Here is a 24,179-nt window from a genome sequence, read left to right as displayed (position 1 = left end):
GATTGCACTGCGTTTGCAGCACTCAAAGCGGCTGGCCAGAGGAACCAAAGCCCGCCATTATAACGGGCCCCAATGCCGCGTGAACAGCCTGCGACGTGGCTTGCAGATGTTTGGCCACGGCCTCGCCAACCCACTGCCCGCTGGACAGGCACGCAGTGAGCAGGTACCCACCGGTGGGCGCCTCCCAATCCAGCATTTCTCCCGCGCAAAAAACACCCGGCCACTGCCGCAGCATCAGCCCCGCATCCAGGGCATCAAACGCCACGCCCCCTGCCGTGCTGATGGCCTCGGCCAACGGACGGGGGCGGGCCAGCGTCACCCTCAAAGCCTTGAGGCTGCTTGACAACAACGCCGCGTCTTTGACGCCGGATTCACCCAGCACCTCGCGGACCAACCCGGCCTTGACGCCTTCCAGCCCCAATCGAGATTTCAAATGGGAGCTGAGGCTGCGACTGCCCCTGGGCGCACACACCGCGTCGCGCACACGCTGCTCAGACCAATCCGGCAGCAAATCCAGCTCAATGGTCACCTGCCCCTGGGCCAACACGGCATCTCGGATCCACGCGGATGCGGCATACACCAAGCTGCCTTCAAGGCCTGTCTGCGTCACCACACACTCGCCTTTGCGCTCAAAAGCCCAAGCCTGCCCCGCGTCGCCGTGCGGGGCTTCCGCCGACACCCGGAGCACCACCCCCTTCAGCGGCTGCCCCGCGAAGCGCTCGGAAAAATGTGCCGACCAGCCCTGGGCCACATCAAAGCCGCAATTGCTGGGCAACAGTGGCGAAAGGGCCACCCCGAGGCTTTGCAATCCGTCGAACCAACGGCCATCCGACCCCAGCTGAGGCCAACTGCCCCCGCCCAACGCCAGCACCACGCTGCGCGCTTTCACGGCTCGGACACCCTCTGGCGCTTGAAACAGCCACTCCTGCCGTTCGTTGCATCCCACCCACCGATGGCGGGTGTGAATGCGGATCGGAGAGCCCTGCACAGGGTGCCTGAGCGCATGCACCCAGGCCCTCAGCAAAGGCGCTGCCTTCATGTCGGTGGGAAAAACCCGACCTGAAGACCCCACAAAGGTGTCAACGCCCAGTTGGCCCGCCCATTCCTGCACCTGTGTGGCACCGAATTGCGCCAACACGGGTGACAAATGCTGGCTCGCTCCCCTGTAACGCGACAAAAAGGCATCCGCAGACTCGGAATGGGTCAGGTTCAGCCCGCCCTTGCCAGCCAACAGGAACTTGCGTCCGACGGAAGGCATGGCCTCCATCAGGTGCACCACATGTCCACGCTCCCCCAACACCTGCGCGGCCATCAACCCCGCAGGCCCACCCCCAATCACCAACACATCGGCGTCCAGAGGGCCGTCGCTGTCACATGTGCTTACGCCTTCGCCACGGGAAAGATTCATTTCTGTCACAATTTCAAGAACAACAAACTTGCGCATGTGCGCACTCACGGAAACCCACCATGGCCAGCGACCTGATCAAACACGTATCCGACGCCTCGTTCAACGCCGATGTCCTCCAGCAACCCGGTGCCGTTCTGGTTGACTTCTGGGCCGAGTGGTGCGGACCTTGCAAAATGATCGCGCCCATCTTGGACGAAGTCGCCTCCACCTACGAGGGCAAGCTGAGCGTGACCAAAATGAACGTGGATGAAAACCGTGCGGTCCCCGCGCAGTATGGCATCCGCGGCATCCCCACCCTGATGGTCTTCAAAGGAGGCCAGCTGGCCGCCACCAAAGTCGGCGCACTGAGCAAAGCCCAACTGACGGCCTTCATCGACCAGCAACTGGCCTGATGGAACCTCCCGGCCATTCCCTGAGAATGGCCGGACGCCAAACTTCTGCACCATCGCGCTCCGCTCCCCCTATAATTCAATTTCGTGCCGTTTTCGACGGCTCAAGGCCCTCAGGCCTGTTCAAGTCCCGGCTTCCGGGCAAATCCCCCTTCTTCTTATTGACTCCCCGCCGGGGTTGCCATGCACCTTTCCGAACTCAAAGCCCTCCATGTGTCCGAAGTGTTCAAGCAGGCCGAAGCGCTTGAAATCGAAAACACAGGGCGCATGCGCAAACAGGAGTTGATGTTTGCCATCATCAAGAAGCGCGCTCGCGCTGGCGAACAGGTGTTTGCCAACGGCGTGCTCGAAGTGCTGCCCGACGGCTTCGGGTTCCTGCGCGACCCGGACACCAGCTACAACGCGTCCACCGACGACATCTACATCTCCCCCAGCCAGATCCGCCGCTTCAACCTGCACACCGGCGACCTGATCGAAGGGGAAGTGCGCACCCCCAAGGACGGTGAGCGTTACTTTGCACTGACCAAACTCGACAAGATCAACGGCTTGCCCCCCGAGGACAACAAGCACAAGATCATGTTCGAAAACCTGACCCCGCTGTTCCCCAACCAGCAAATGAAGCTGGAGCGGGACATCAAGGGCGAAGAGAACATCACCGGGCGGGTGATCGACATCATTGCCCCCATTGGCAAGGGTCAGCGCGCCCTGATCGTGGCGCAACCCAAGTCCGGCAAAACGGTGATGATGCAGCACATCGCCCACGCCATCACCTCCAACTACCCTGACGTGGAGTTGATGGTGCTGCTGGTCGACGAGCGTCCTGAAGAAGTGACCGAAATGCAGCGCACCGTGCGCGGCGAAGTCATTGCCTCCACGTTTGACGAACCTGCCGCCCGCCATGTGCATGTGGCCGAAATGGTCATTGAACGCGCCAAGCGTTTGGTGGAGCTGAAAAAAGACGTGGTGATCCTGCTGGACTCCATCACCCGCCTGGCCCGCGCCTACAACAACGTGCTGCCCTCCTCCGGCAAGGTGTTGACGGGCGGCGTGGACGCCAACGCACTCCAACGACCCAAGCGTTTCTTCGGCGCGGCACGCAAGATCGAAGAAGGCGGCTCGCTCACCATCATCGCCACCGCGCTGATCGACACCGGCAGCCGCATGGACGAAGTGATCTTTGAAGAATTCAAGGGCACCGGCAACTGCGAAATCCACCTGGAGCGGCGCCTGTACGAAAAACGCGTGTTCCCCGCCATCCAGCTCAACCGCAGCGGCACCCGCCGTGAAGAGTTGCTGCTGGCACCGGAAATCCTGCAAAAAACCCGCATCCTGCGCCAATTCATGTACAACATGGATGAAATCGAGGCCATGGAGCTCATGCTCAAGAACATGAAGGCCACGAAGAACAACCACGAGTTCTTTGACATGATGCGCCGCGGGGGTTGACCCGCGCATTCATGCGATAATCGCAAGCTTTGCTGGTGTTCATACGTTGACCCGCAAAGTGTGCCGGGGTGAAAACCCCATTTTTGCGGCAAGTGCCACCCATGCATGGGCTCATCGGCGGCTGTCGCGCCTGAACCAAAGGAACTGAAATGAAAGAGGGCATTCACCCCAACTACCGTGAAGTGTGTTTCCTGGACCTGTCCAACGGGTTCAAGTTTGTGACGCGCTCCTGCGCCAACACCAAGGAAACCATCAAGATGGACGACGGTCGCGATCTGCCGCTGTTCAAGCTGGACACCTCCAGCGAATCCCATCCTTTCTACACCGGCACGCAAAAGAGCGTGGACACCATGGGTGGCCGCGTCGAGAAGTTCCGCAACCGCTTTGCCCGTGGTGCAGCCGCTGCAACCAAGTAAGCACTTCTGCGCTTGCCCCAAAAAGCCGACCTTGTCGGCTTTTTTTTCGCCGTAAAGTCGCGTTCTGTGACGCATTCCCCCCTGCAACATGTCTGAAGCCCGCCTGCCTTCCCCAGCCATCGTCAGTCAAACGGCTGTGGTGCGTCTGCCTCGTTGGGGTCTGTGGCTGCTGTGTCTGGCCTATGTGTTCCCTGGGTTCATCGGACGTGAACCTTGGAAAACCGCTGACGTTCGGTCCTTTGCCGCCATGCAAGAGATTGCAGTGGGAAGAACCAGTGCGTGGCAGCCCCTGTTGGCCGGGGAGCCCGTGGCCGATTTCGCCCCCCTGCCCCACTGGTTGGGGGCTTGGGCCATCCAGATGCTGCCCACGTCGGCTGAGCTGGCCTACCGCCTGCCCTCCTTGCTGGCGCTGGCCTTCACACTGAGCCTCACTTGGCATGCCATCTTCAGGTTTGCCCTGCTGCCGGGCGCACAACCGGTGGCGTTTGCCTTTGGGGGACAGGCCAACCCCATCGATTACGCACGGACGTTGGCGGACTCAGGCTTGCTGGCGTTGATGGCCTGTCTCGGGCTCGCTCAGATCTCCCACGAGGCCAGCCCCGCGGTGTTCTGGATGCTGTCGTTTGCCGGGTTGATGCACACGCTGGCACTCCGCGTCCCCGCAGAAAAAAAACGCCCATGGTATTTGTGGGGACCGCAGTGGCTGATCTGCCTCGTCACGCTGAGTCTGTCGGGTCAGCCCGTTGCAGCCGTGCTGGCGGCCATGGGGTTGCCCGCCATCATGCTGCTGACACGTTGCAACACCCACTTCGGTTCTTCGGAGGGGATGCAAAAGTCCCGACCATGGCTCACTTGGCTCGGAGGCCTGCTCCTGGCCTTGGTGGGCCTCTGGCTGACCCCCACCCTGGGCGCATGGGACGCGCCAGGCAGTGATGCCCATGGCTGGCTGGTGTTCCTCAAACAAATGACTTGGTTCGCCTGGCCTGCATGGCCCCTGGCCGCCTGGGCGTTGTGGCGATGGCGACATCACTGGCAAACCCCCCATGTGCTGCTGCCCAGCGGACTGGTGCTGCTCATCCTGCTGTCCAGCGTGTCGCAAGACGGCTCGGATCGGGTGATGATGTCGGCGCTCCCCCCGCTCGCAGGACTGGCCGCGTTTTCATTGCCAACCCTCAAACGAAGCTTTGGCGCCTGGGTAGATTGGTTCTCGCTGCTGTTTTTCACATTCTGCAGCTTGGCCGTCTGGGTGGTGTGGATCTCCCTCATGACCGGTGTCCCTGCGCAGCCTGCGCTGAACGTGGCCCGACTCGCCCCCGGCTATGTGCCCGAATTTCACACCTGGGCGTTTGTGCCCGCCCTTGCCGCCACCATCGCCTGGACGGCAGTGGTGTATTGGCGAGCCTCTCGACACCCCCCCGCCCTTTGGAAGAGCATGGTCATCCCCGCCACCGGCAGCGTGCTGTGCTGGCTGTTGCTGATGACGCTTTGGCTCCCTCTGCTGGACCACGCCCGCAGTTATGGGGGCTTGGCCCGGCGTTTGGCAGCCAACGTCTCGCCCACGGGATGCGTCATTGCATGGGAGTTACAACCTGCCCAGACGGCTGGCCTGGTCCATCAGGGTCATCTGCGATTGCTGCGGGGAAGCCCGGAATCCAAGGACTGCGAGCATCTGGTCACCCCCCCCAGCCGTGTGTCCGACGCAAGGCTTGCCGCTGAAGGCTGGATGCTGGTCACTCGCGTCAATCGGTTGACCGACAACAAAGAGGGGTTGATGCTGCTGGTTCGTCAGACACCCGGGCAAACCACCCTCGATGGCGAAGCGCCAGAACCTGTCAAAGCGGTCTCACCCGATCAGGCGGAAAACGGAGAGTGAATGTGGACCCGGCCCCCAACTGGCTCTGTATGAGCAGTTGCCCCCCGTGACGCTGGATCACATGTTTGACAATGGCCAAACCCAGTCCGGTTCCACCCGTTTCACGGGACCTGCTGCGGTCCACCCGATAAAAGCGCTCTGTCAAGCGGGGAATGTGCTCCGGTGCCACACCAGGCCCGGTGTCTGACACCCACAACTCCACCTCTCCGCTCTCCAATTGCCGCACCCCGACGGAAATGCTTCCGTGGCCAGGCGTGTAACGCACGGCATTGCCCAGCAGATTGCCGACCGCGCTGGTCAACTCATCCACATTGCCCAGCAACCACACATCGGCCTGCACGTGTTCGGCAAACTGATGCGCCCCTCTGGCCAGCGCGGCAGACAGCCCCTGGGCGTCGACCACACATTTGTCCAACAACTCGCGGGCCGACACCCGGCTTTGCCGGTTGGGTGAGGGACTGCCCTCCAGCTTGGACAAGGTCAGCAAATCACTGACCAGCGACTGCATGCGATTGGCCTGTTGCGCCATCAGCCCCAAATAGCGCTCGCGTTCGTCGGGCGCCAAAGGCAAGGTCTGCAAGGTTTCCACAAAACCGCTGAGCACCGTGAGCGGCGTGCGGATCTCGTGGGACACGTTGGCCACAAAATCGCGCCGCATGGCCTCGGCCTGCTGAACGGCCGTCACGTCACGCGACAGCATCAGCTTGCGGCCATAACCGTACTCGTGCACCCGGATGGCCAGCACCACCGGACGGGACACGCTGCTGCGCCCGCCAGGGATCTGAATCTCCTGGTCGTAACGCCCCCCGTGCAGGTAAGCGGTGAACATCGGTTCACGGATCAGGTTGGTCACGTGCTGCATCAGATCCCGCTCGGGGTTGATGCCCAGTTGATCCGCTGCCGTCTGGTTGCACCACTCAATGCGCTCACGGTGGTCCAGCAAGATCACGCCATTGGGAGAGGTCTGGATGGCCTCCAGAAACTCATGCAACCGGGTGTCGGCATCGTCCACCTCGGATTGCAGCACCTTGCGCGCCTTGCGGAAGCGTTCCACCAACTCACGCCAGGCGTGCGGAACACGCGGTTCGCGGGTGGCTTCCGGGCGTTGCAGCCACTGCATGACACGGTGCAGGTGCCAACCGTCCCACGTCAACCACACACACGCCCCGACGACACACCCCGCACACGCCAGGGCCCAAGACGACTCCAACCAGCCATACGCGGCCCCCAGGGCCATGGCAAACAGCAACTCAGCGTAACGGGCCGTCATGCAATCGCGTCGCCCCTCGCAGGCTGGCTGGGGCGAGACGGCGCCATGGCACTCAGGCGGTAACCGGCTCCTCGCACGGTTTCGATCATGGCCCCGGCATCGCCCAGGGCCTCGCGCAGGCGCTTGATGTGAACGTCCACCGTGCGTTCTTCGATGAACACATGGTCGCCCCACACCCGGTCCAGCAGCATGGCCCGCGAGTGCACCCGTTCGACATTCTTCATGAGGTAGTGCAGCAGCTTGAACTCGGTGGGTCCCACCTTCAACTCTTGCTGCCGGAACGTGACGCGGTACGTGGCGGCATCCAGCCGCAGATCAGCCACCTGCACGGCGTCCTCGGCCAGTTCAGGCGAACGGCGACGCAGCACCGCCCGGATGCGGGCCAGCAACTCCTTGGTGGAGAAGGGTTTGGTGATGTAGTCGTCAGCCCCTGCATCCAGCGCCTGAACCTTGTCGGCCTCGTCGGCCCGGGCCGTGAGCATCAGGATGGGCACTTGTTTGGTCCGTTCCGCCTGCCGCCAAGCTCGCGCCAGCGACGCGCCGCTTTCACCGGGCAACATCCAGTCCAGCAGAATCACGTCCGGAATCTGGGCGTCCACCTCGCGGCGGGCCGCCTCGGCGTCGAACACCAGGGTGGGGGCAAATCCGTTGTGACGCAGGTTGACGGCGATCAGCTCGGCAATGGCCGCCTCGTCTTCGACCACCAGCACTCGGGGCAGTTTTCTCATTGCACCACCGTGTCCATGGCGTTGGGGGCCATGTGGCGCACGTCCGTGCCCTTGGCCACGTAAATGGTGCTTTCGGCGATGTTCTTGGCATGGTCACCCACACGCTCGATGGCCTTGGCCAGGAAGAGCAGGTTGAGGCTGGCCGAAATGGTGCGGGGGTCTTCCATGATGTAGGTCATCAGCTTGCGCAGGAAACCATCGTACTCGTGGTCCAACTGGTCGTCTGCCTTGATGATGGCCAGCGCCGTTTCGGTGTCGAGCCGGGCAAAGGCATCCAGCGAGCGGCGCAGCAAGTCAGACGCCAGGTCAGCCGCCACATGCAGGTCGGAACTGGGCAAGGCCCGGGCCGAGCCGCTTTCGATGATGAGCTTGACCATGCGGGCCATGCGGCTCACCTCGTCTCCCGCCCGCTCCAGGTTGGCCGTGATCTTGGACATGGCCAGCAGCATGCGCAGGTCTCGGGCCGTGGGCTGACGGCGGCCGATGGTGGACGACACGTCGTGGTCGATGTCCACCTCCAGTTGGTTGACCAGCGCCTCGCGCTCCACCACCTGGTCCGCCACTTCGGCGCTGAATTCGGCAAAGGCGTAAATGGCATGGCGCAGCTGCGACTCGACCAACCCGCCCATTTCCATGACCTTGGCCGAAATGTTGTTCAGTTCAGCATCGAACTGGCTTGAAATGTGTTTGTCACCCATGTTGTTCAACCAAACCTTCCTGTGATGTAGTCCTCGGTCTCCGTGCGCTTGGGCTTGAAGAACAGCTCTTCGGTCACCCCCACTTCCATCAACTCGCCCAGGTACATGTAGGCGGTGTAGTCCGAGCAACGGGCTGCCTGCTGCATGTTGTGGGTGACGATGGCGATGGTGTAGTCGGTTTTCAGCTCGTGCACCAGCTCTTCCACCTTGGCGGTGGAAATCGGGTCCAGCGCCGAGGTGGGCTCGTCCAACAGCAGCACCGACGGTTTGACCGCCACGCTGCGCGCAATGCACAAACGCTGTTGCTGACCACCCGACAGGCTCAGGCCGCTTTGGTGCAGCTTGTCTTTCACCTCGGTCCACAGCGCGGCCTTGGTCAGCGCCCATTCCACGCGGTCGTCCATGTCGCTCTTGGACAGCGTTTCGTACAACTTCACCCCGAAGGCGATGTTGTCGTAAATCGTCATGGGAAACGGCGTGGGCTTCTGGAACACCATGCCCACACGGGCACGCAGCAGGTTCAAGTCCTGCTTGGGGTCCAGGATGTTCTGGCCGTACAGGTTGATTTCGCCTTCGGCACGTTGCCCGGGGTACAGGCTGTACATGCGGTTGAAGGTGCGCAGCAGCGTGGACTTGCCGCAGCCCGAGGGGCCGATGAAGGCGGTGACTTTGCGCTCGGGAATGTCGAGGTTGATGTTTTTCAGCCCCTGGAACTTGCCGTAGAAGAAGTTGAGGTTGCGCACCTCGATGGCGTTGGCAGGGGTCGGCTTGGCCGATGCAGAAGCGGTCATGGTCAAGGTCTCTGTGAAAGGTACTGGGGTGTCGTCGTTTGATGGGCGATGTGGCGGTCAACCGCTGGTCTTTTCGCGGAAGAACACCCGCGCCAGCACATTGAGCGCCAGCACCGCCAGCGTGATCAGCAGCGCGCCGCCCCAGGCCATGCGCACCCAGTTGTCATACGGGCTCATGGCAAACTGGAAGATCACCACCGGCAGGTTGGACATGGGGGCGTTCATGTTGGTGCTGAAGAACTGGTTGTTCAGAGCCGTGAACAGCAGCGGTGCCGTTTCACCGCTGATGCGCGCAATGGCCAGCAGCAAACCGGTGATGACACCGCTCTTGGCGGCCCGCAGGGTGACCATGCTGGCCACCTTCCAGCGCGGCGCCCCCAGGGCAAACGCGGCTTCGCGCAGGCTGCCGGGCACCAGGCGCAGCATGTTCTCGGTGGTGCGGACCACCACCGGAATGGCGATCAGCGACAGCGCCATGCTGCCCGCCCAACCCGAAAACGTGCCCAACGGTGCCACCACGATGGCGTAGACGAACAGACCGAGCACGATGGACGGGGCCGACAGCATGATGTCGGTCACGAAGCGGGTGAGTTCAGCGGTCTTGCTCTGGTCACCGTATTCGGCCAGGTACACCCCGGCAAAAATGCCGATGGGTGTGGACACCAGCACCGCAAAGCCCAACATCATCAGGCTGCCGACGATGGCGTTGGCCAAGCCACCGCCCTCCGACCCGGGCGCGGGGGTGGACTGGGTGAACAGGTTCCAGTCCAGCGCCGTGAAGCCGTTGTAGAACAGCACCGCCAAGATCCACAACAACACCACCAACCCCAGGCCCATGGCCCCCATGGACAAGGTCAGGCCGATGGTGTTGGCGCGCTGGCGGCGGTTGTAAAGGGCTTGATTGAAGTTCATACTTTTACAAATTTGATAGCAAAGAATGACGCCAATCAAGCGCCACGGCCTTTTTCAGACCTCAAAATCATGACCTTGGCCAGCGCCAGCACCACAAAGGTGATGACGAACAGCAGGAAGCCCAGGGCAAACAGCGCCGACACATGGAAATCGGCGGCTTCGCCAAACTCGTTGGCCAGGGTCGATGCGATGGACGTGCCGGGTGAAAACAACGAAGTGGGCAAGCGGTTGGCGTTGCCAATGACGAAGGTGACCGCCATGGTCTCGCCCAGGGCACGGCCCAGGCCCAGCATCACCCCACCCACCACACCTTTTTGCGTGTACGGCAGCACCACCTTGCGCACCACCTCCCAGGTGGTGCAACCCAGGCCATAGGCCGACTCGCGCAGGATGGGGGGCACGATTTCAAACACATCGCGCATCACCGCCGCAATGAAAGGCAGCACCATGAACGCCAGGATGATGCCCGCCGCCAAAATGCCGATGCCATTGGTGGCCCCGCCGAACAGTGGTCCGATCAAGGGCATTTGCCCCAGCGTGGACTGCAAGGCCGGTTGCCCGTACTGCGCAAACAGCGGGGCAAAGATGAACAAACCGAACATGCCGTAGATGATGGACGGCACCGCCGCCAGCAGCTCAATGGCCATGCCCAGCGGGCGGCGCAAGGTCACGGGACAGTTTTCGGTGAGGAAGAGTGCAATGCCAAACGCCAGGGGCACCGCGATCAGCAGGGCAATGGCCGCGCTGGCCAGCGTGCCAAAGATGGCAATGGCCGCACCAAACTCCTCGTTGATGATGTCCCACTCCACCCGCCAGATGAAGTGCAGACCAAACTTCTGGAACGTGGGCAGCGCGTTGACAAACAGGGAGCCGATGATGCCCAGAAGCGCCACCAGCACCAGCAGCGAAAACGCCTGCGTGATGCGATGGAAGAAAAAGTCCTGAATCCGCTGACGCCGGGCAATGGTCAGCATGTCGGGGTTGTCGACTTGCGCCGACGCGATGGGCATGTTCATGGGGGTTTCCAGTCGGGTCCCTGCGTTCATGTGCACTCCTGGTCAGGTTGAGCAAAGCCACGGCGCCCAATGTCAGGGGCCGTGGCTCTCAGATTCAGACCTTGAGGGTCACTTGGTGTTGACCTGGGTCCAGACCTTGGCGCGAATCTGGTCGGTCAGGCTGTCGGGCAGGGAAACGTAATCCAGGTCAGCGGCCATTTTCTTGCCGTTCTTGAAGGCCCAGTCAAAAAACTTCAGCACCTCGGCCGCCTCAGCCTTGTTGGCGGGTTCCTTGTACATCAGGATGAACGATGCGGTGCTGATGGGCCAGCTGGCATCGCCCTTGGCGTTGACCATGGACACGCCCATGCCGGGCACGCTGAACCAGTCGGCACCGGCGGCGGCGGCGGCAAAAGTGGCGTCATCAGGGCTGACGTACTTGCCGTTGGCGTTTTGCAGTTGCAAGAAGGTCATGTTGTTCTTCTTGACGTAGGCGTACTCCACGTAACCCAGCGCACCCTTGACGCGGTTGACGTTGGCGGCCACACCCTCGTTGCCCTTGCCACCCACCGACGACGGAGCAGGCCACTTGACGGCGGCACCCTTGCCCACCTTGTCCGCCCACTCTTTGCTGACGGCGCTCAGGTAATCGGTGAAGTTGAAGCTGGTGCCCGAGCCATCGGCGCGGTGCACGATGGTGATGGCCTGGTCAGGCAGGGTCTTGCCGGGGTTCAGGGCCACCAGCTTGGCGTCGTTCCACTTGGTGATGTTGCCCAGGTACATGTCGGCCAGCACCGGGCCGGTCACTTTCAGCTCGCCGGGCTTGAACCCGTCCAGGTTCACCACGGGCACCGTACCACCGATGATGGCGGGGAACTGCACCAGGCCATCCTTGTCCAGTTCTTCACCCTTGAGCGGGGCGTCCGACGCGCCAAAGGCCACGGTCTTGGCGCGAATCTGCTTGATGCCGCCCGACGAACCAATGGATTGGTAGTTCAGGCCCGTGCCGGTGGCGGCCTTGTAGGCTTCGGCCCACTTGGCGTACATGGGGAACGGAAAGGTGGCCCCCGCGCCGGTGATGTCAGCAGCCAACGCAGAAGCGCCAAATGCCAGGGCAGCCACGGAAGCGGCAACGGATTTCAGGAACAAGCGTTTCATCGAAGACCTTTCAGTCGGTTATGAATGGAATGGGGTGGACTGTAGGAAGCTTGTGTGACTGTTTTGTGACAACCATTTGACGCTCCGATCCCCAGGGGTGGCGCGTTGCATGCAGTGCTATGCTCCCGCGCCAAAGGTGGCCCCCTGCCCCAACACTGCCCCAGAACATCGATGAACAACGGCACCCTCCTCGCGGCTGTGGACATGGGCTCCAACAGCTTTCGGCTTGAAATTGGTCGCTTCGACCACGGTCACATCCAGCGGGTCGAGTACCTGAAGGAAATGGTTCGCCAAGGCGGCGGGCTGGGCGAAGACAAGAACCTGTCGGACGTGGCCATGCAACGCGGCTGGGACTGCCTGGCCCGGTTCGCCGAGCGGCTCAAGGGGTTCGACAAGGCCCAGGTCCGGGCCGTGGCCACCCAGACCCTGCGCGAAGCCCGCAACCGCGATGTGTTCATCGAACGGGCGCAGCAGATCCTCGGGTTTCCCATCGAAGTCATTTCCGGGCTGGAAGAAGCCCGCCTGATCTACCAGGGCGTGACCCGCCTGCTGCCCCAGTCCGACGAACGACGGCTGGTGGTGGACGTGGGGGGCCGATCCACCGAACTGATCATGGGCCAAGGCTTCCAGCCCAAGGCCATGGAGTCGTTCCGGCTGGGCAGCGTGTCGTGGTCAGCCCGCTACTTTGCCGACAACCAGTTCACCCCCCAGGCCTTCCAGACCGCGGAAATCGCCGCCAAGGCCGTGCTGGACGAAGCGCTGGACATCTTCCCCCGCAACCTGTGGGACGTGGCCTACGGTTCATCCGGCACGGTGGGGGCCATTGCCGATGCCCTGGCCGCCAACGGACGCGACGGCGACACCATCACCCGCGACAGCCTGGACTGGCTGCTGGAAAAACTGCTCAAGGCCCAAACCGCCGACAACGTGCGGCTGGAGGGCATCAAGGACGACCGCAAGCTGGTCATCGGCGGCGGTCTGTCGGTGCTGCGGGCCATTTTCGATTTGTTCAACATCGAGCACATGGTGGCCGCCCAGGGGGCATTGCGCCAAGGTGCGCTGTACGACCTGATCGACCGCGACAACGACGAAACCGACCTGCGCGAACGCACGGTGCAATGGCTCTCGCAGCGCTTTTCGGTGGATGCCGCCCAGGCGCGGCGGGTCAGCACCGTGGCGTCGGACCTGTTCTTCCAGATGGCCGAACCCAATGCCCACGACGAGCGGCATTCCCGCAAGCTCAACTGGGCGGCGCGGCTGCACGAGCTGGGCGTGCACATCTCCCACGACGACATGCACCACCACGGCGCCTACGTGCTGGAACATGTGGACGCGCCGGGCTTCTCCATGGCCGAGTTGCAGCGCATGAGCCTGCTGGTGCTGGGGCAGCGCGGCAAGTTGCGCAAGATCGAAGCCTGGCTGGCGCAGGACGAACTGCTGGTCAAGCAGCTCATGGCGCTGCGGCTGGCCGTCATCCTGTGCCACGCACGGCGCGATCCCGAGCACCAAGCCATCAGCCTGCAGTTCAAGCCACGGCAGGTGCGTCTGACCGCGCAGCGCGGCTGGGCACAACGCTTCCCTCAATCGGCCTGGCTGATCCAGGAAGAAGCCCTGGCCTGGACCAAGGTGGGCTGGCGGCTTTCGCACAGCCTGGACTGAGCCAGGCCCCGCGGCCCCTGGCCGACGGTCAGTCCTTTCGACCGTAACGGCTCATCAACACGGCCTGGGCCGACACACCGGCCCCCGCTGCCTTGCCCGCTTTCGAGCGCCCACTTTTGCCGCGGCTGACCGTGTCGGGTTGCGCCCGGGCGTAGGTGCCATCGGGTTGCAAGTCCCAGGCATCGAGGTTGTCGGCCAGGTAGAGGTCCAGGCATTCGTCCACCAGCCGCTGCTTCAACACCGGGTCGGTCACGGGCCAGGCCAGCTCCACCCGGCGCAGCATGTTGCGGTTCATCCAGTCGGCGCTGGACAGCCAGAGCTGGTCCTCGTCCCCGATCTGGAAATGGAACACCCGCGAATGCTCCAGCAACCGGCCGATGACCGAGCGCACGCGGATGCGATCGGTCACCCCCGGCACGCCTGCAGGCAGGGTGCATGCCCCGCGAATGATGAGGTCCACCTGCACCCCGCATTGCGAAGCGTGTGCCAACGCGCGGGCCAAGGGCTCGTCGGTCAGCGCATTCATCTTGAGCACGATGCGTGCACGCTGCCCCGCCACCGCGGCCCGGCTGGCCGCCGCAATCCACTCCAACATGGCCTTGTGCAGGTGGAAGGGCGCGATCATGGCCTTGTTGAGCTTGCCCAGCTTGTTCTGGCTGGCCAGGTGCAGGAACACCTGCTCCACGTCTTGCGTCAGGGCCGGGTCGGCCGTCAGGTGGCTGACATCGGTGTACAGCCGGGCCGTGCCCGGGTTGTAGTTGCCGGTGGACAGGTGGGCGTAGCGCACCAACTGCCGCCCCTCACGGCGGGTGACCAGCATCATCTTGGCGTGGGTTTTCAGGCCCACCACCCCGTACACCACCTGGGCCCCCACCGATTCCAGCCGCTCGGCGTAGTTGATGTTGGCTTCCTCGTCGAAGCGGGCTTTCAGCTCCACCACCGCGGTCACTTCCTTGCCGCGGCGCACAGCCTCGCGCAGCAACTCCATCAACTCGGAGCGAGCCCCGGTGCGGTAAATGGTCTGCTTGATGGCCAGCACCTGAGGGTCTTCCACCGCCTCGCGCAGAAAGGCCAGCACGGCGTCAAAGGTTTCGTAGGGCTGGTGGATGAGCACATCGCCCTGCTGCAAGCGCTCGAAAAACGGCTGCCCGGGCACCAACTGGCGGGGCCATGCAGGCCGGTGGGCCTCGAAACGCATGGCGGGTGCATCGATCAGGTCGATGAGCTGGTTGAGCCGCACCAGGTTGACCGGCCCCTGCGCCCGGTACAAGGCAGCCTCCGGCAAACCGAATTGCTGCAACAGGAAGTTGGACAGGAAGGCCGAGCAATCGGCCGACACCTCCAGCCGCACCGCCCGCCCGTAGTGGCGCTGCTGCAAGCCCTTGCGCAAGGCGGTGCGCAGGTTCTTGACCTCTTCCTCATCCACCGCCAAGTCGGAATGGCGGGTGACACGGAACTGCGAAAACTCCGTCACCTGCCGCCCGGGAAACAGGTCCACCAGGTGCGAGCGGATGATGCTGGAGATGGAGATGAACAACTGCTGGCGCGAGTTCTTGGCCGTGGGCATGCGCAGAAACCGAGGCAGGAAACGCGGCACCTTGACGATGGCCACCTCGTTCTCGCGCCCGAAGGCGTCGCGCCCACTCAGGCGCACGATGAAGGTCAGCGACTTGTTGGCCACCTGCGGAAACGGGTGGGCCGGGTCCAGCCCCACCGGAACCAGCAAGGGTTGGACCTCGCGCACAAAGTAGTCCCTCACCCAGCGCTTCTGGGCAGCATTGCGCTCGCCATGGGTCAGCAGCTTGACGCCACGCTTTTCCAGCAAGGGCAGCAGTTCGTCGTTGTAGAGGCGGTATTGCGACGCCACCACCTGGTGCACGCGCTCCGACAACGCGGCAAACGTGGCATCGGTGTAGGCCCCTTTTTGCTCGCCGCTCAGCTGGGCGGCCATGTGGGCGGCGGCACGCACTTCAAAGAACTCGTCCAGGTTGGACGACACGATGCACAGGTAGCGCAAGCGCTCCAGCAAGGGCACGTCGGGCCTGCGGGCCCAGTCCAGCACCCGCTCGTTGAACGACAGGATGCACAGGTCCCGGTCCAGCAAGGTCAGCTTGGCCGGTTCAGGCAGGGCCTGGGCCACTCGGGCCCGCCCCCGTGCGCCTGCCGAGCGGCTCGGGGCCGCTGGGGCATCGACCAGGGCCTGCGCCTGCCCCCCTGAATGGCGCGACGAGGCGGGTGGAGACGAAGGGAGAGAAGAGGGTTCGACGGTCATGGACATGAACAGCGCGGCCATGGGGCCGCTCAGCCGTCATTTTCCATGATGTTTTGAGCCCCTAGCGCTTCATATTGTTTAAATGTTTGCTCTCGGATTGGCAGCAAATCACTGTGCACCCAGAAAGTGCTTGCGGTAGCGGGCGGGCAGGTCCTGGATGCGCATCATCATGGGCAGGTCGGCGGCATTGAAGTCCGGGTCCCAGGCCGGTGCCCCCAGGATGCGTGCACCCAGGCGCAGGTAGCCTTTGATGAGGGCGGGCGGCTCCACGTCCAGGCTGGTGTCCAGGCGCTCCACCGGCAGCGGCAGGCGCGGACGCACGTGGTACTCCACCGAGGCCAGGTGCGTGTCCTTCAGGCGGTGCCAGATGCTGGCCGCTGCGTGGCCCCCACCCACACGGCCCATGGGGCCTTCGTGGTGCATGGGGATGGTGGCGCAACCGATCATGGTGTCCAGGCCGTTGCGCACCATGAAATCGGCCAAGGCCCCCCACAGCGCCATGATGACGCCGCCATGGCGGTGGTCGGCATGCACACAACTGCGGCCCAGTTCCACCATGCGCTCGCGCAGAAAACGCAGGCGGGTCAGGTCGAACTCGGTGTCGCTGTAGAAACTGCCCGCCCGGCGGGCCTGGGTGGGCGTCAGCACGCGGTAGGTGCCGACCACCTGATGGGTGACGGCGTCGCGCACCAGCAGGTGCTCGCAGAAGTCGTCAAACAGGTCGATGTCGTGGCCAGGCACGGGCGTGGGCAGCCGGGCCCCCATTTCCTCCACAAACACCTGGTGGCGCAGCGCCTGCGCCTCCCTCACCTCGTCGAGGTGCCGGGCCCAGGCCACCACCAGTGCAGGTCGTTCTGACGCGCCAGCGGCACCCGACGGCGCTTGCGCCAGGTTGAAACCAACCGATCGATGAAGTGACCCCCGAGGCAACATGTGGGGCGACAGGTCCAGGGTGGGGGTGGGCAGTTCTTTCATGGTGTGTCCTTCTTGGTGTTGCCCGGCATTCTGAAAACGCCGCGTGTCCACTTCGTGGCGAATCCATGAAACCTGCGTGACATCCCCGCCCCTGCGGCCCGACGGCCCGGCGCCACCGCCCCTACCATGCAGGGCATGACCGTCCCCACCCCACCCCTTGCCCAGCCCTCATCCCTTGCGCTGCAAGGCATGCACGTGGTCAGCCTGGCCTTGAACCTCCCAGGCCCCGCCGCGTTGATGCGCCTGCGTGTCCTCGGGGCCCACTGCACCAAGGTCGACCCACCCGCTGGCGATCCCATGGCGCAGTACTGCCCCCCAGCCCACACCGACCTGCACCAGGGCGTGAGCAGCGTGGTGCTGGACCTCAAGGACACCGAGGGGCAGCAGCGGCTGCACCAACTGCTGTCCCACGCCGATGTGCTGCTGACCTCGTTTCGCCCATCTGCGCTGAAAAAACTGGGCCTGTCCTGGGTTGACCTGCACCCCCGATACCCGCGGCTGGTGGTGGTTGACATCGTGGGGGCCCCGGGCGCCCGCGCCGAAGAGCCGGGGCACGACCTCACCTACCAAGCCGACCACGGCCTGGTGACCGATTTGGCGCTGCCCGCCACGCTGTACGCCGACATGGCCGGGGCGCTGTTGACCACCGAAGCCGTGCTGCGTGGCCTGATGCAACGCCAGCAAACGGGATGGGGTCAGCACCTTCAGGTGGCCCTGAGCGACGCGGCCGCCTGGTTGGCCCAGCCCCGCCACTGGGGACTGACCACCCCCGAAGGCGACGTGGGCGGTGGCCATGCGGGTTATCAGGTGTACCCCTGCCAGGACGGCCGGGTGGCCCTGGCGGCGCTGGAGCCCCACTTTGCCCGGCGGCTGTGCCAGGTGGCAGGCCTGCCCGAGAACACCCCCATGCGCAGCGACGACACCCGGCAGGCCTTGGCCCGGTTCTTCGCGTGCCAGAGCAGGGCCCAACTGCAAGCGCTGGCCACCGTGCACGACCTGCCCCTGAGCGTGTTGGCGTGACACAGGCTTGTGTGTGACATCTGTGGTGGGTGTGCGGCAATTTCTGCGCAGAAATCCGCACGGAATGGTCGTGTCGCTGTTCAGGCCGCCGTGCTGCCGCTATCCTTCGGGCTTGGTTCAAATGGGGGTTTTGGGATGAGTACTTTCTTGTTTTTGTGGTTTGCATTCGCGTGTGCCGTGGCCTTTCTGGCCAAGCAGCGCGGGCGCAACCCGTTCGTGTGGCTCATCGTCAGCGCCATCGCCTCACCCATCCTGGGTTTTGTGCTGCTGATGATGATGAAAGACCTGGCCCTGGCCGACGCGCTGGACACCGTCACCCACGACCTGGAGTTGACCCATGTGAAGTGTGTGCACTGCGCCGAATACATCCTGCCCGAGGCCTCGGTGTGCCCCTACTGCCGCAACACCGTCACCCCACAGCCGGAGTTCGTCAAACAGCGCCTGGCCGAAAAAGTGGCCGAAACCCAGGAGATTCAGGCTGGCAAACAGGGCAACTTCATCATCGGCATCGGCATCGTGGTGGGCATTTCGCTCATCGCGTGGTTGTTCACCTTCTTCCGCTGAAGGCGTGGCCCCCACGCAGCCCCCTCTCAGCGGGGCTTGCGCGACCGGCCTGACGCCCCCACCGAAGCACCCCCACCCGGGGTGCTTTTTTTTGCGCCACTCCGTCCCGCACCAGCCCCTGCCGCCGCACCGCCACCCGAGCCTGCCCGCGGCGGCAGCCCCGTGTGCTGGGTGAGCACCCGGCCCGGGGTGGGCGTGCTGTTCTTGCGTCGAGCGCTCTGGTAGCCGCCATCCGTCACCGGCTGGAAGGTGGGAATCAAATGGTGTTTGCCGTTGCCGATGAGGTCGGCACGGCCCATGGCCTTGAGCGCCTCACGCAGCAGCGGCCAGTTGTTGGGGTCGTGGTAGCGCAAAAAGGCCTTGTGCAGGCGGCGGCGCTTTTCGCCGCGCACCACGTCCACCGCCTCGTCGTCCCCCTGCACCTGCCGGTGCACCTTGCGCAGCGTGTTGCGCCCGCTGTGGTACATGGCCGTGGCCGTGGCCATGGGGCTGGGGTAGAAGGTCTGCACCTGGTCGGCCCGAAAACCGTTGCGCTTGAGCCAGACGGCCAAGTTCATCATGTCCTCGTCGCGCGTGCCCGGGTGGGCGGCGATGAAGTACGGGATGAGGAACTGCTTTTTGCCCGCTTCCTCGCTGAACTGGTCGAACATCTGCTTGAAGCGGTCGTAGGTGCCAATGCCCGGCTTCATCATCTTGGTGAGCGGCCCCGCTTCGGTGTGCTCGGGGGCAATCTTGAGGTAGCCGCCCACGTGGTGGCTGACCAGCTCCTTGACGTACTCGGGGCTTTTCACGGCCAGGTCGTAGCGCAGGCCCGAGCCGATGAGGATCTTCTTGACGCCCGGCAGTGCCCTCGCCCGCCGGTACATGTGGATCAGCGGGCCATGGTCGGTGTGCAGGTTCTGGCAGATGCCGGGGTACACGCAGCTGGGCTTGCGGCAGGCGGCCTCGATCTCGGGGCTGCGGCAGCCCAAGCGGTACATGTTGGCCGTGGGGCCGCCCAGGTCGGAAATGACGCCGGTGAAGCCCTGCACCTTGTCGCGGATGTCTTCCACCTCGTGGATGACCGAATCCTCGGAGCGGCTCTGGATGATGCGCCCCTCGTGCTCGGTGATGCTGCAAAACGTGCAGCCCCCGAAGCAGCCGCGCATGATGTTGACGCTGAAGCGGATCATCTCCCACGCCGGGATCTTGGTGGCCCCGTCGTGGCGGCCCTGCTCGTCGGCATAGGCCGGGTGCGGGCTGCGGGCGTAGGGCAGACCGAACACCAGGTCCATCTCGGCGGTGGTGAGGGGGATGGGCGGCGGGTTGATCCACACGTCGCGCGCCGTGGTGCCCTCGCCGTGGGCCTGCACCAGCGCACGGGCGTTGCCGGGGTTGGTTTCCAGGTGCAGCACGCGGTTGGCGTGGGCGTACAGCACCGGGTCGCTTTTCACCTGCTCGTAGCTGGGCAGGCGGATGACGGTGCGCTCCCGCGGCGGCAGGCGCTTGCCGGACACCAACCCTCGGGCCAGCGCGGGGTTGGGCACCAGGGCCACGGGCATGGCCAGTTCGTCCTGCCGGGCGTCGCCGTTGGACTCGCCGGGTTCAGCCGTGGCATCCGCTTCGGAGCGCGTGCAGGTGCTGTCGTTGGCCTTGGCCTGCTCGGCGGTGGTCAGGTAGGGGTTGATGTGGTCTTCCACCCGCCCCGGCTGGTCCACCTCGGTGGAGTCGATCTGGAACCAGCCTTCAGGCGTTTCGCGGCGCACAAAGGCCGTGCCCCGCACGTCGGTGATGGCCTCAACGGGCTGGCGTGCCGCCAGGCGGTGGGCGATTTCGACGATGGCCCGCTCGGCGTTGCCGTACAGCAGCAGGTCGCACTTGGCATCCACCACCACGCTGCGGCGCACCTTGTCGCTCCAGTAGTCGTAGTGGGCAATGCGGCGCAGGCTGCCCTCGATGCCGCCCAGCACGATGGGCACGTCGGGAAAGGCCTCGCGGCAGCGCTGGCTGTAGACGATGGCCGCACGGTCGGGCCGTTTGCCGCCCACGTCGCCCGGGGTGTAGGCGTCGTCGCTGCGGATCTTGCGGTCCGCCGTGTAGCGGTTGATCATGGAATCCATGTTCCCCGCGGTCACGCCCCAGAACAGGTTGGGTTTGCCCAGCGCCCGGAAGGGCTCGGCGCTGGTCCAGTCGGGCTGGGCGATGATGCCCACCCGAAAGCCCTGTTGCTCCAGCATGCGCCCGATCACGGCCATGCCAAAGCTGGGGTGGTCCACGTAGGCGTCGCCCGTCACCAGCACCACGTCGCAACTGTCCCAACCCAGCGCGGTCATTTCCTCCCGGCTCATGGGCAGGAAGGGGGCCGTCCCGAAGCGCTTGGCCCAGTAGGGGCGGTAGCTGCTCAGGGGTTTGGCATCGCGGGGGAATTGCGAAACATCGGTGTAGGCGGACATGCGGGCAGTGTACGGTTTTGACCCTGGGCACAAAGGTGACAGGGCCAATGAGGCGCCCCCTTCAGGCAGCAGGCCTCGGCGTTGACCTCAGGGAGAAATCACCCGTTTGGCCAACCTCAACAACTTGGAACTCAAGGTCAGTTCTGCCCGCTTCACGGGCGCCATGTTGACCTCAAACACCAATCGGCGGTTGTCCGACTCCAGGTAAATCATGGAGTCGGTTTGCTGCCGTTTGTCATCCGTCACGGTCAATGCGGATGTGCCGCTGAGGGTCGCCCAAAGTCGCTCCGCTCGCCTGGGCTCCAACTCACTCAAAAAAACCACTTGGCACTTTTGAGCGTCCTCCGGTTGGTTGAGATACACCACTTGAATGGGTTGGCGCCCCACCGACTTGCCCTGAAGCACCTCCAAGGCTGCGGCGTATTCGTCCTGCCCGAACACACACACATGGAACGGACCCGACAGGGCGCCCGGCCATGAGGTCAGCAGCGCGAAGTTGTACAGGTACGCGGCCTTCATCTCGTACTCGGGAACCGAGCGAAGCCCCTCGGCCATGCCGGTCAACGGCAGGCAGCCCAAGACCAGTCCCCCGAGACCACTGAAAAGGGATGCAACAAGCCGCTTCATTTGAAATCCCGGCCCAGTTGCAGCCAAACGCCGCGTCCTTCACCCGTGATGAAGTCGCTGTACCGGCGATTGAACAGGTTGCGCACCGACACACTGGCCTCCCATCCCGGCACAAGCCGGGAGGAAGACAGCGTCAGATGGGTCACGCTGTACCCACCGACAGCAATGCACGCATCGGTACTCTGCAGCCCAACGCATCGGCGGCTGACGGCCTGGGCCTCCACGCCCCACCGCACCCGGTCGTCCATCCATGGCGCGGAGAAGTTGAGTTTCAACAGATGATGCGGAGACAGGGGAATTTGCCGCCCCCCATCGTCCTTGGCGGTCTGCCACGCATAGCTGACCTTGAGTCGACGTCCGTCAATCCAGTTGTGCTCCCACTCCACGTCCGCCCCAGAGCTGACAATTCTTTGCTGCACCAGCTGGCTCAGGTCCCAATTGACGTAAGAACGGTCACGGGTGCGGTACCCGAACAGCGAGGCCATCAGGCGCGTCCTCGGCCCCAGTTGCTGCTCCCAGACCAGCTCGTTCAGGGTCACCTGCTCGGTCGGCAAGACATACCCTTCGGGCACGACGCCCCATGCGACCGAGCCATAGCTTTCGTAGGGCACAGGCTGTCGATTGGCCTTGCCGGACGACAGTTTGAGCACCGCCCCCTCCCAAGGCCGGTAAATCAACCCCATGCGAGGGCTGAGCGTCTGGCGACCTGTGTCGTGATGGTCCACACGAAGGCCGTAGTTCAGCTGCAGGTTGTCAAGGATGTCGTGGTTGTCGTAGACATAGGCGGCATCGGTCCGATGACGGGTGCGCATGTCATACCCAGCGCCCTCAAAGCGAAGCCGTTGTTCATGATCGTTGCGATGCTCGGTGCCGAACACCCAGGTGTGGCGATCAAACCAGGTGCCCACAAACTTCAGGTCCAGGCCGTACCAGCGCCCACGCGCAAAGTCAGTCCCACCAGGAGAATTCTGGTCAAAAAGGTATTGGCCCACGCTGGCCTGGGCCGACAGCTTCAGGTCAGGCCCCAGACGCCGGTCATGGGTCAAGGTCCAAAAAGCACTTTCGTCAGTCGCCTGCACCTCACCCAGGTTCATGGCACTGGGGTGCCTGGACCAAGAGCCTTCCAGCCCCCACCCTTCGAACGATCCCTTGACAAACAACCGTTGGTTTCGCTCCTTGTCCACCCGGTCGGGATAGCCATCGTAGGTGGTGGCAAACCGACCGCTGTTGCGGTAGGTGGAACCTGAAAGCAGCAAATCGAGGCCATTGTCGAATTGCTTTCCGTAGGTCAGGCGCGTTCGATTCCAATGGTTGGCACCAAACTCTTGGGACACTTGGACGCCACCGACGTCTTTGCCCTTTTTGGTGATGACGTTCACCACCCCAAGGAAGGCGCCATTTCCATGAATGGCCGAACCAGCCCCGGGGATGTATTCCACGCGCTCAATCAGTTCGACATCCAGAACGCCATCGGTGCCGAAATAGGACTGGCCAAACACATTGTCCGACACCCGGAGTCCGTCGATCAGCATGGTGACCCGGCCGGCATAGTCCTTGGAGCCCAAACCCCGGCCAGCCAGGTACGAATACCCGTCGTTGTTGCGCACCATCATGATGCCGCGCATGCTGTTCAGGATGTCGTGGATGGAACGGTAGCCGAGCGCCTTGATGTCATCCGCGGTCACGACACTGACCGCAGAAGCGGCCTCACTCACCTGCTTCACCAGCTTTTTGGCGGTGACGATGTCCGTGTCAAGCAACTGCTCAAACGGAACCTGCGTCAGATCCACCCGCGCCCCCGCCTCGGCCAGTACAACCGACGGGAACAGGCCCAAAAGGAACGCTGACGCAACAAGCCTGGGATGGGTCAACCGCATGAAGCAACGTATTCCACAGCAAATGCAGAAAAAAACGCCTGGGGCCAGGCCACAGGCGCTTTGTTTTTAATAGCTGCTACCGCTTGTAAATAAAGCGGCAGGTGCCAAAAAACCTTACAAAATCAGGCTTTGGCAGCGGCGGCCAAACCGTCGGTGATTTCCTTGTGGGCGGCTTCGATGCCATCCCAGCCTTGCACCTTGACCCACTTGCCGGCTTCCAGGTCCTTGTAGTGCTCGAAGAAGTGGGAGATGTTCTTCAGCACCTGCGGGTTCAGGTCTTCCAGGCTGTTGAGGTGGTCGTAGGCGGGCAGGATTTTCTTGGTGGGCACGGCCAGCAGCTTGGCGTCCACACCGCCTTCGTCTTCCATCTTCAGCATGCCGATGGCACGGCAGGGAATCACCACGCCGGGGGGCAGCGGAAAGGGGGTCAGCACCAGCACGTCCACCGGGTCGCCGTCGCCGGCCACGGTCTGGGGGATGTAACCATAGTTGGCGGGGTAGTGCATGGCCGTGCCCACAAAGCGGTCCACGAACAGCGCGCCGGACTCCTTGTCCACCTCGTACTTGATGGGGTCGGCGTTCTGAGAGATTTCGATGACGACGTTGAACTGCTCAGGGCACTTGGAACCGGGGGTGACGTTGGCAAGAGACATGGTGTTGGAAAGGTTG

Annotated in this window: 21 protein-coding genes; 7 read left to right on the top strand and 14 right to left on the bottom strand. The window is 63.4% G+C overall.

What is annotated here, in order from left to right; translation table 11 throughout:
• Positions 1-22: 22 nt before the first annotated feature.
• Positions 23-1,408 (bottom strand): BaiN/RdsA family NAD(P)/FAD-dependent oxidoreductase, encoded by a 1,386-nt coding sequence (locus ACYVB7_RS02810; protein ID WP_460505031.1) that lies wholly within the window; start codon positions 1,406-1,408, stop codon positions 23-25.
• 59 nt (positions 1,409-1,467) lie between these two features.
• Between ACYVB7_RS02810 and trxA the strand changes: the two genes are divergently transcribed.
• The 4 genes from trxA (at position 1,468) to ACYVB7_RS02790 (ending at position 5,532) form a co-directional block, all read left to right on the top strand.
• Positions 1,468-1,800 (top strand): thioredoxin family protein, encoded by a 333-nt coding sequence (gene trxA / locus ACYVB7_RS02805; RefSeq protein WP_460505030.1) that lies wholly within the window; start codon positions 1,468-1,470, stop codon positions 1,798-1,800.
• A gap of 180 nt (positions 1,801-1,980) precedes the next feature.
• Positions 1,981-3,243: a transcription termination factor Rho gene (rho, locus tag ACYVB7_RS02800; protein ID WP_460505029.1), complete on the top strand. Its 1,263-nt coding sequence runs from the start codon at positions 1,981-1,983 to the stop codon at positions 3,241-3,243.
• A gap of 149 nt (positions 3,244-3,392) precedes the next feature.
• Entirely contained in the window at positions 3,393-3,659 is a 267-nt protein-coding gene (locus ACYVB7_RS02795; RefSeq protein WP_460505028.1) for a 50S ribosomal protein L31, read from the top strand.
• Positions 3,660-3,747: 88 nt separating this feature from the next.
• Entirely contained in the window at positions 3,748-5,532 is a 1,785-nt protein-coding gene (locus ACYVB7_RS02790; protein ID WP_460505027.1) for an ArnT family glycosyltransferase, read from the top strand.
• Here ACYVB7_RS02790 and phoR read toward each other — a convergent pair.
• The 7 genes from phoR to pstS form a co-directional block, all read right to left on the bottom strand.
• Positions 5,492-6,802 carry a phosphate regulon sensor histidine kinase PhoR gene (gene phoR / locus ACYVB7_RS02785; RefSeq protein ID WP_460505026.1) on the bottom strand — a complete coding sequence of 437 codons (1,311 nt, stop codon included), beginning with the start codon at positions 6,800-6,802 and terminating at the stop codon, positions 5,492-5,494. The genes ACYVB7_RS02790 and phoR overlap by 41 nt on opposite strands.
• Positions 6,799-7,530 carry a response regulator gene (phoB, locus tag ACYVB7_RS02780; protein ID WP_460505025.1) on the bottom strand — a complete coding sequence of 244 codons (732 nt, stop codon included), beginning with the start codon at positions 7,528-7,530 and terminating at the stop codon, positions 6,799-6,801. The genes phoR and phoB overlap by 4 nt, the downstream gene beginning before the upstream one ends.
• Complete coding sequence (gene phoU, locus ACYVB7_RS02775) at positions 7,527-8,228, bottom strand: phosphate signaling complex protein PhoU (protein ID WP_460505024.1); 702 nt, start codon at positions 8,226-8,228, stop codon at positions 7,527-7,529. Before phoU ends, phoB begins: the two co-directional genes overlap by 4 nt.
• Before the next feature lie 5 nt (positions 8,229-8,233).
• Positions 8,234-9,019: a phosphate ABC transporter ATP-binding protein gene (gene pstB, locus ACYVB7_RS02770; protein WP_460505023.1), complete on the bottom strand. Its 786-nt coding sequence runs from the start codon at positions 9,017-9,019 to the stop codon at positions 8,234-8,236.
• A gap of 57 nt (positions 9,020-9,076) precedes the next feature.
• The gene (gene pstA, locus ACYVB7_RS02765) at positions 9,077-9,931 is read right to left on the bottom strand and encodes an ABC transporter permease family protein (protein ID WP_460505022.1); all 855 of its coding nucleotides are present in this window, start codon (positions 9,929-9,931) and stop codon (positions 9,077-9,079) included.
• A 35-nt stretch (positions 9,932-9,966) separates the two neighbouring features.
• Positions 9,967-10,947, bottom strand: a complete 981-nt coding sequence (gene pstC / locus ACYVB7_RS02760) for a phosphate ABC transporter permease subunit PstC (protein WP_460505115.1) — start codon at positions 10,945-10,947, stop codon at positions 9,967-9,969.
• Between the two features lie 108 nt (positions 10,948-11,055).
• Positions 11,056-12,084 carry a type 2 periplasmic-binding domain-containing protein gene (gene pstS / locus ACYVB7_RS02755; RefSeq protein ID WP_460505021.1) on the bottom strand — a complete coding sequence of 343 codons (1,029 nt, stop codon included), beginning with the start codon at positions 12,082-12,084 and terminating at the stop codon, positions 11,056-11,058.
• A 171-nt stretch (positions 12,085-12,255) separates the two neighbouring features.
• On the opposite strand from pstS, the gene ppx reads away from it, so the two are divergent.
• The gene (gene ppx / locus ACYVB7_RS02750) at positions 12,256-13,743 is read left to right on the top strand and encodes an exopolyphosphatase (RefSeq protein ID WP_460505020.1); all 1,488 of its coding nucleotides are present in this window, start codon (positions 12,256-12,258) and stop codon (positions 13,741-13,743) included.
• A 28-nt stretch (positions 13,744-13,771) separates the two neighbouring features.
• Here ppx and ppk1 read toward each other — a convergent pair whose 3' ends face one another.
• Both ppk1 and ACYVB7_RS02740 read right to left on the bottom strand, forming a co-directional pair.
• The gene (gene ppk1, locus ACYVB7_RS02745; protein ID WP_460505019.1) at positions 13,772-16,036 is read right to left on the bottom strand and encodes a polyphosphate kinase; all 2,265 of its coding nucleotides are present in this window, start codon (positions 16,034-16,036) and stop codon (positions 13,772-13,774) included.
• An 87-nt stretch (positions 16,037-16,123) separates the two neighbouring features.
• Positions 16,124-16,990, bottom strand: a complete 867-nt coding sequence (locus ACYVB7_RS02740) for a GNAT family N-acetyltransferase (protein ID WP_460505018.1) — start codon at positions 16,988-16,990, stop codon at positions 16,124-16,126.
• Positions 16,991-17,125: 135 nt separating this feature from the next.
• Here ACYVB7_RS02740 and ACYVB7_RS02735 point away from each other — a divergent pair, with 135 nt between their 5' ends.
• On the top strand, positions 17,126-18,010 hold the full coding sequence (locus ACYVB7_RS02735; RefSeq protein WP_460505017.1) for a CoA transferase: 885 nt from the start codon (positions 17,126-17,128) through the stop codon (positions 18,008-18,010).
• Positions 18,011-18,145: 135 nt separating this feature from the next.
• Positions 18,146-18,574 (top strand): hypothetical protein, encoded by a 429-nt coding sequence (locus tag ACYVB7_RS02730; protein ID WP_460505016.1) that lies wholly within the window; start codon positions 18,146-18,148, stop codon positions 18,572-18,574.
• Between the two features lie 26 nt (positions 18,575-18,600).
• Here ACYVB7_RS02730 and ACYVB7_RS02725 read toward each other — a convergent pair whose 3' ends face one another.
• From ACYVB7_RS02725 to ppa, 4 genes are all read right to left on the bottom strand, one after another.
• Positions 18,601-21,006, bottom strand: a complete 2,406-nt coding sequence (locus ACYVB7_RS02725) for a YgiQ family radical SAM protein (RefSeq protein ID WP_460505015.1) — start codon at positions 21,004-21,006, stop codon at positions 18,601-18,603.
• Between the two features lie 87 nt (positions 21,007-21,093).
• Complete coding sequence (locus tag ACYVB7_RS02720) at positions 21,094-21,561, bottom strand: YfiR family protein (protein WP_460505014.1); 468 nt, start codon at positions 21,559-21,561, stop codon at positions 21,094-21,096.
• Positions 21,562-21,629: 68 nt separating this feature from the next.
• Positions 21,630-23,510: a TonB-dependent receptor plug domain-containing protein gene (locus ACYVB7_RS02715; protein ID WP_460505013.1), complete on the bottom strand. Its 1,881-nt coding sequence runs from the start codon at positions 23,508-23,510 to the stop codon at positions 21,630-21,632.
• Positions 23,511-23,632: 122 nt separating this feature from the next.
• Positions 23,633-24,163, bottom strand: a complete 531-nt coding sequence (gene ppa, locus ACYVB7_RS02710) for an inorganic diphosphatase (RefSeq protein WP_460505012.1) — start codon at positions 24,161-24,163, stop codon at positions 23,633-23,635.
• Positions 24,164-24,179 lie beyond the last annotated feature (16 nt).

It is taken from the genome of Hydrogenophaga soli, assembly GCF_054777695.1.
Note: the sequence above shows the minus strand (reverse complement) of the source record. Positions and strands in the feature narration are given on the sequence as shown.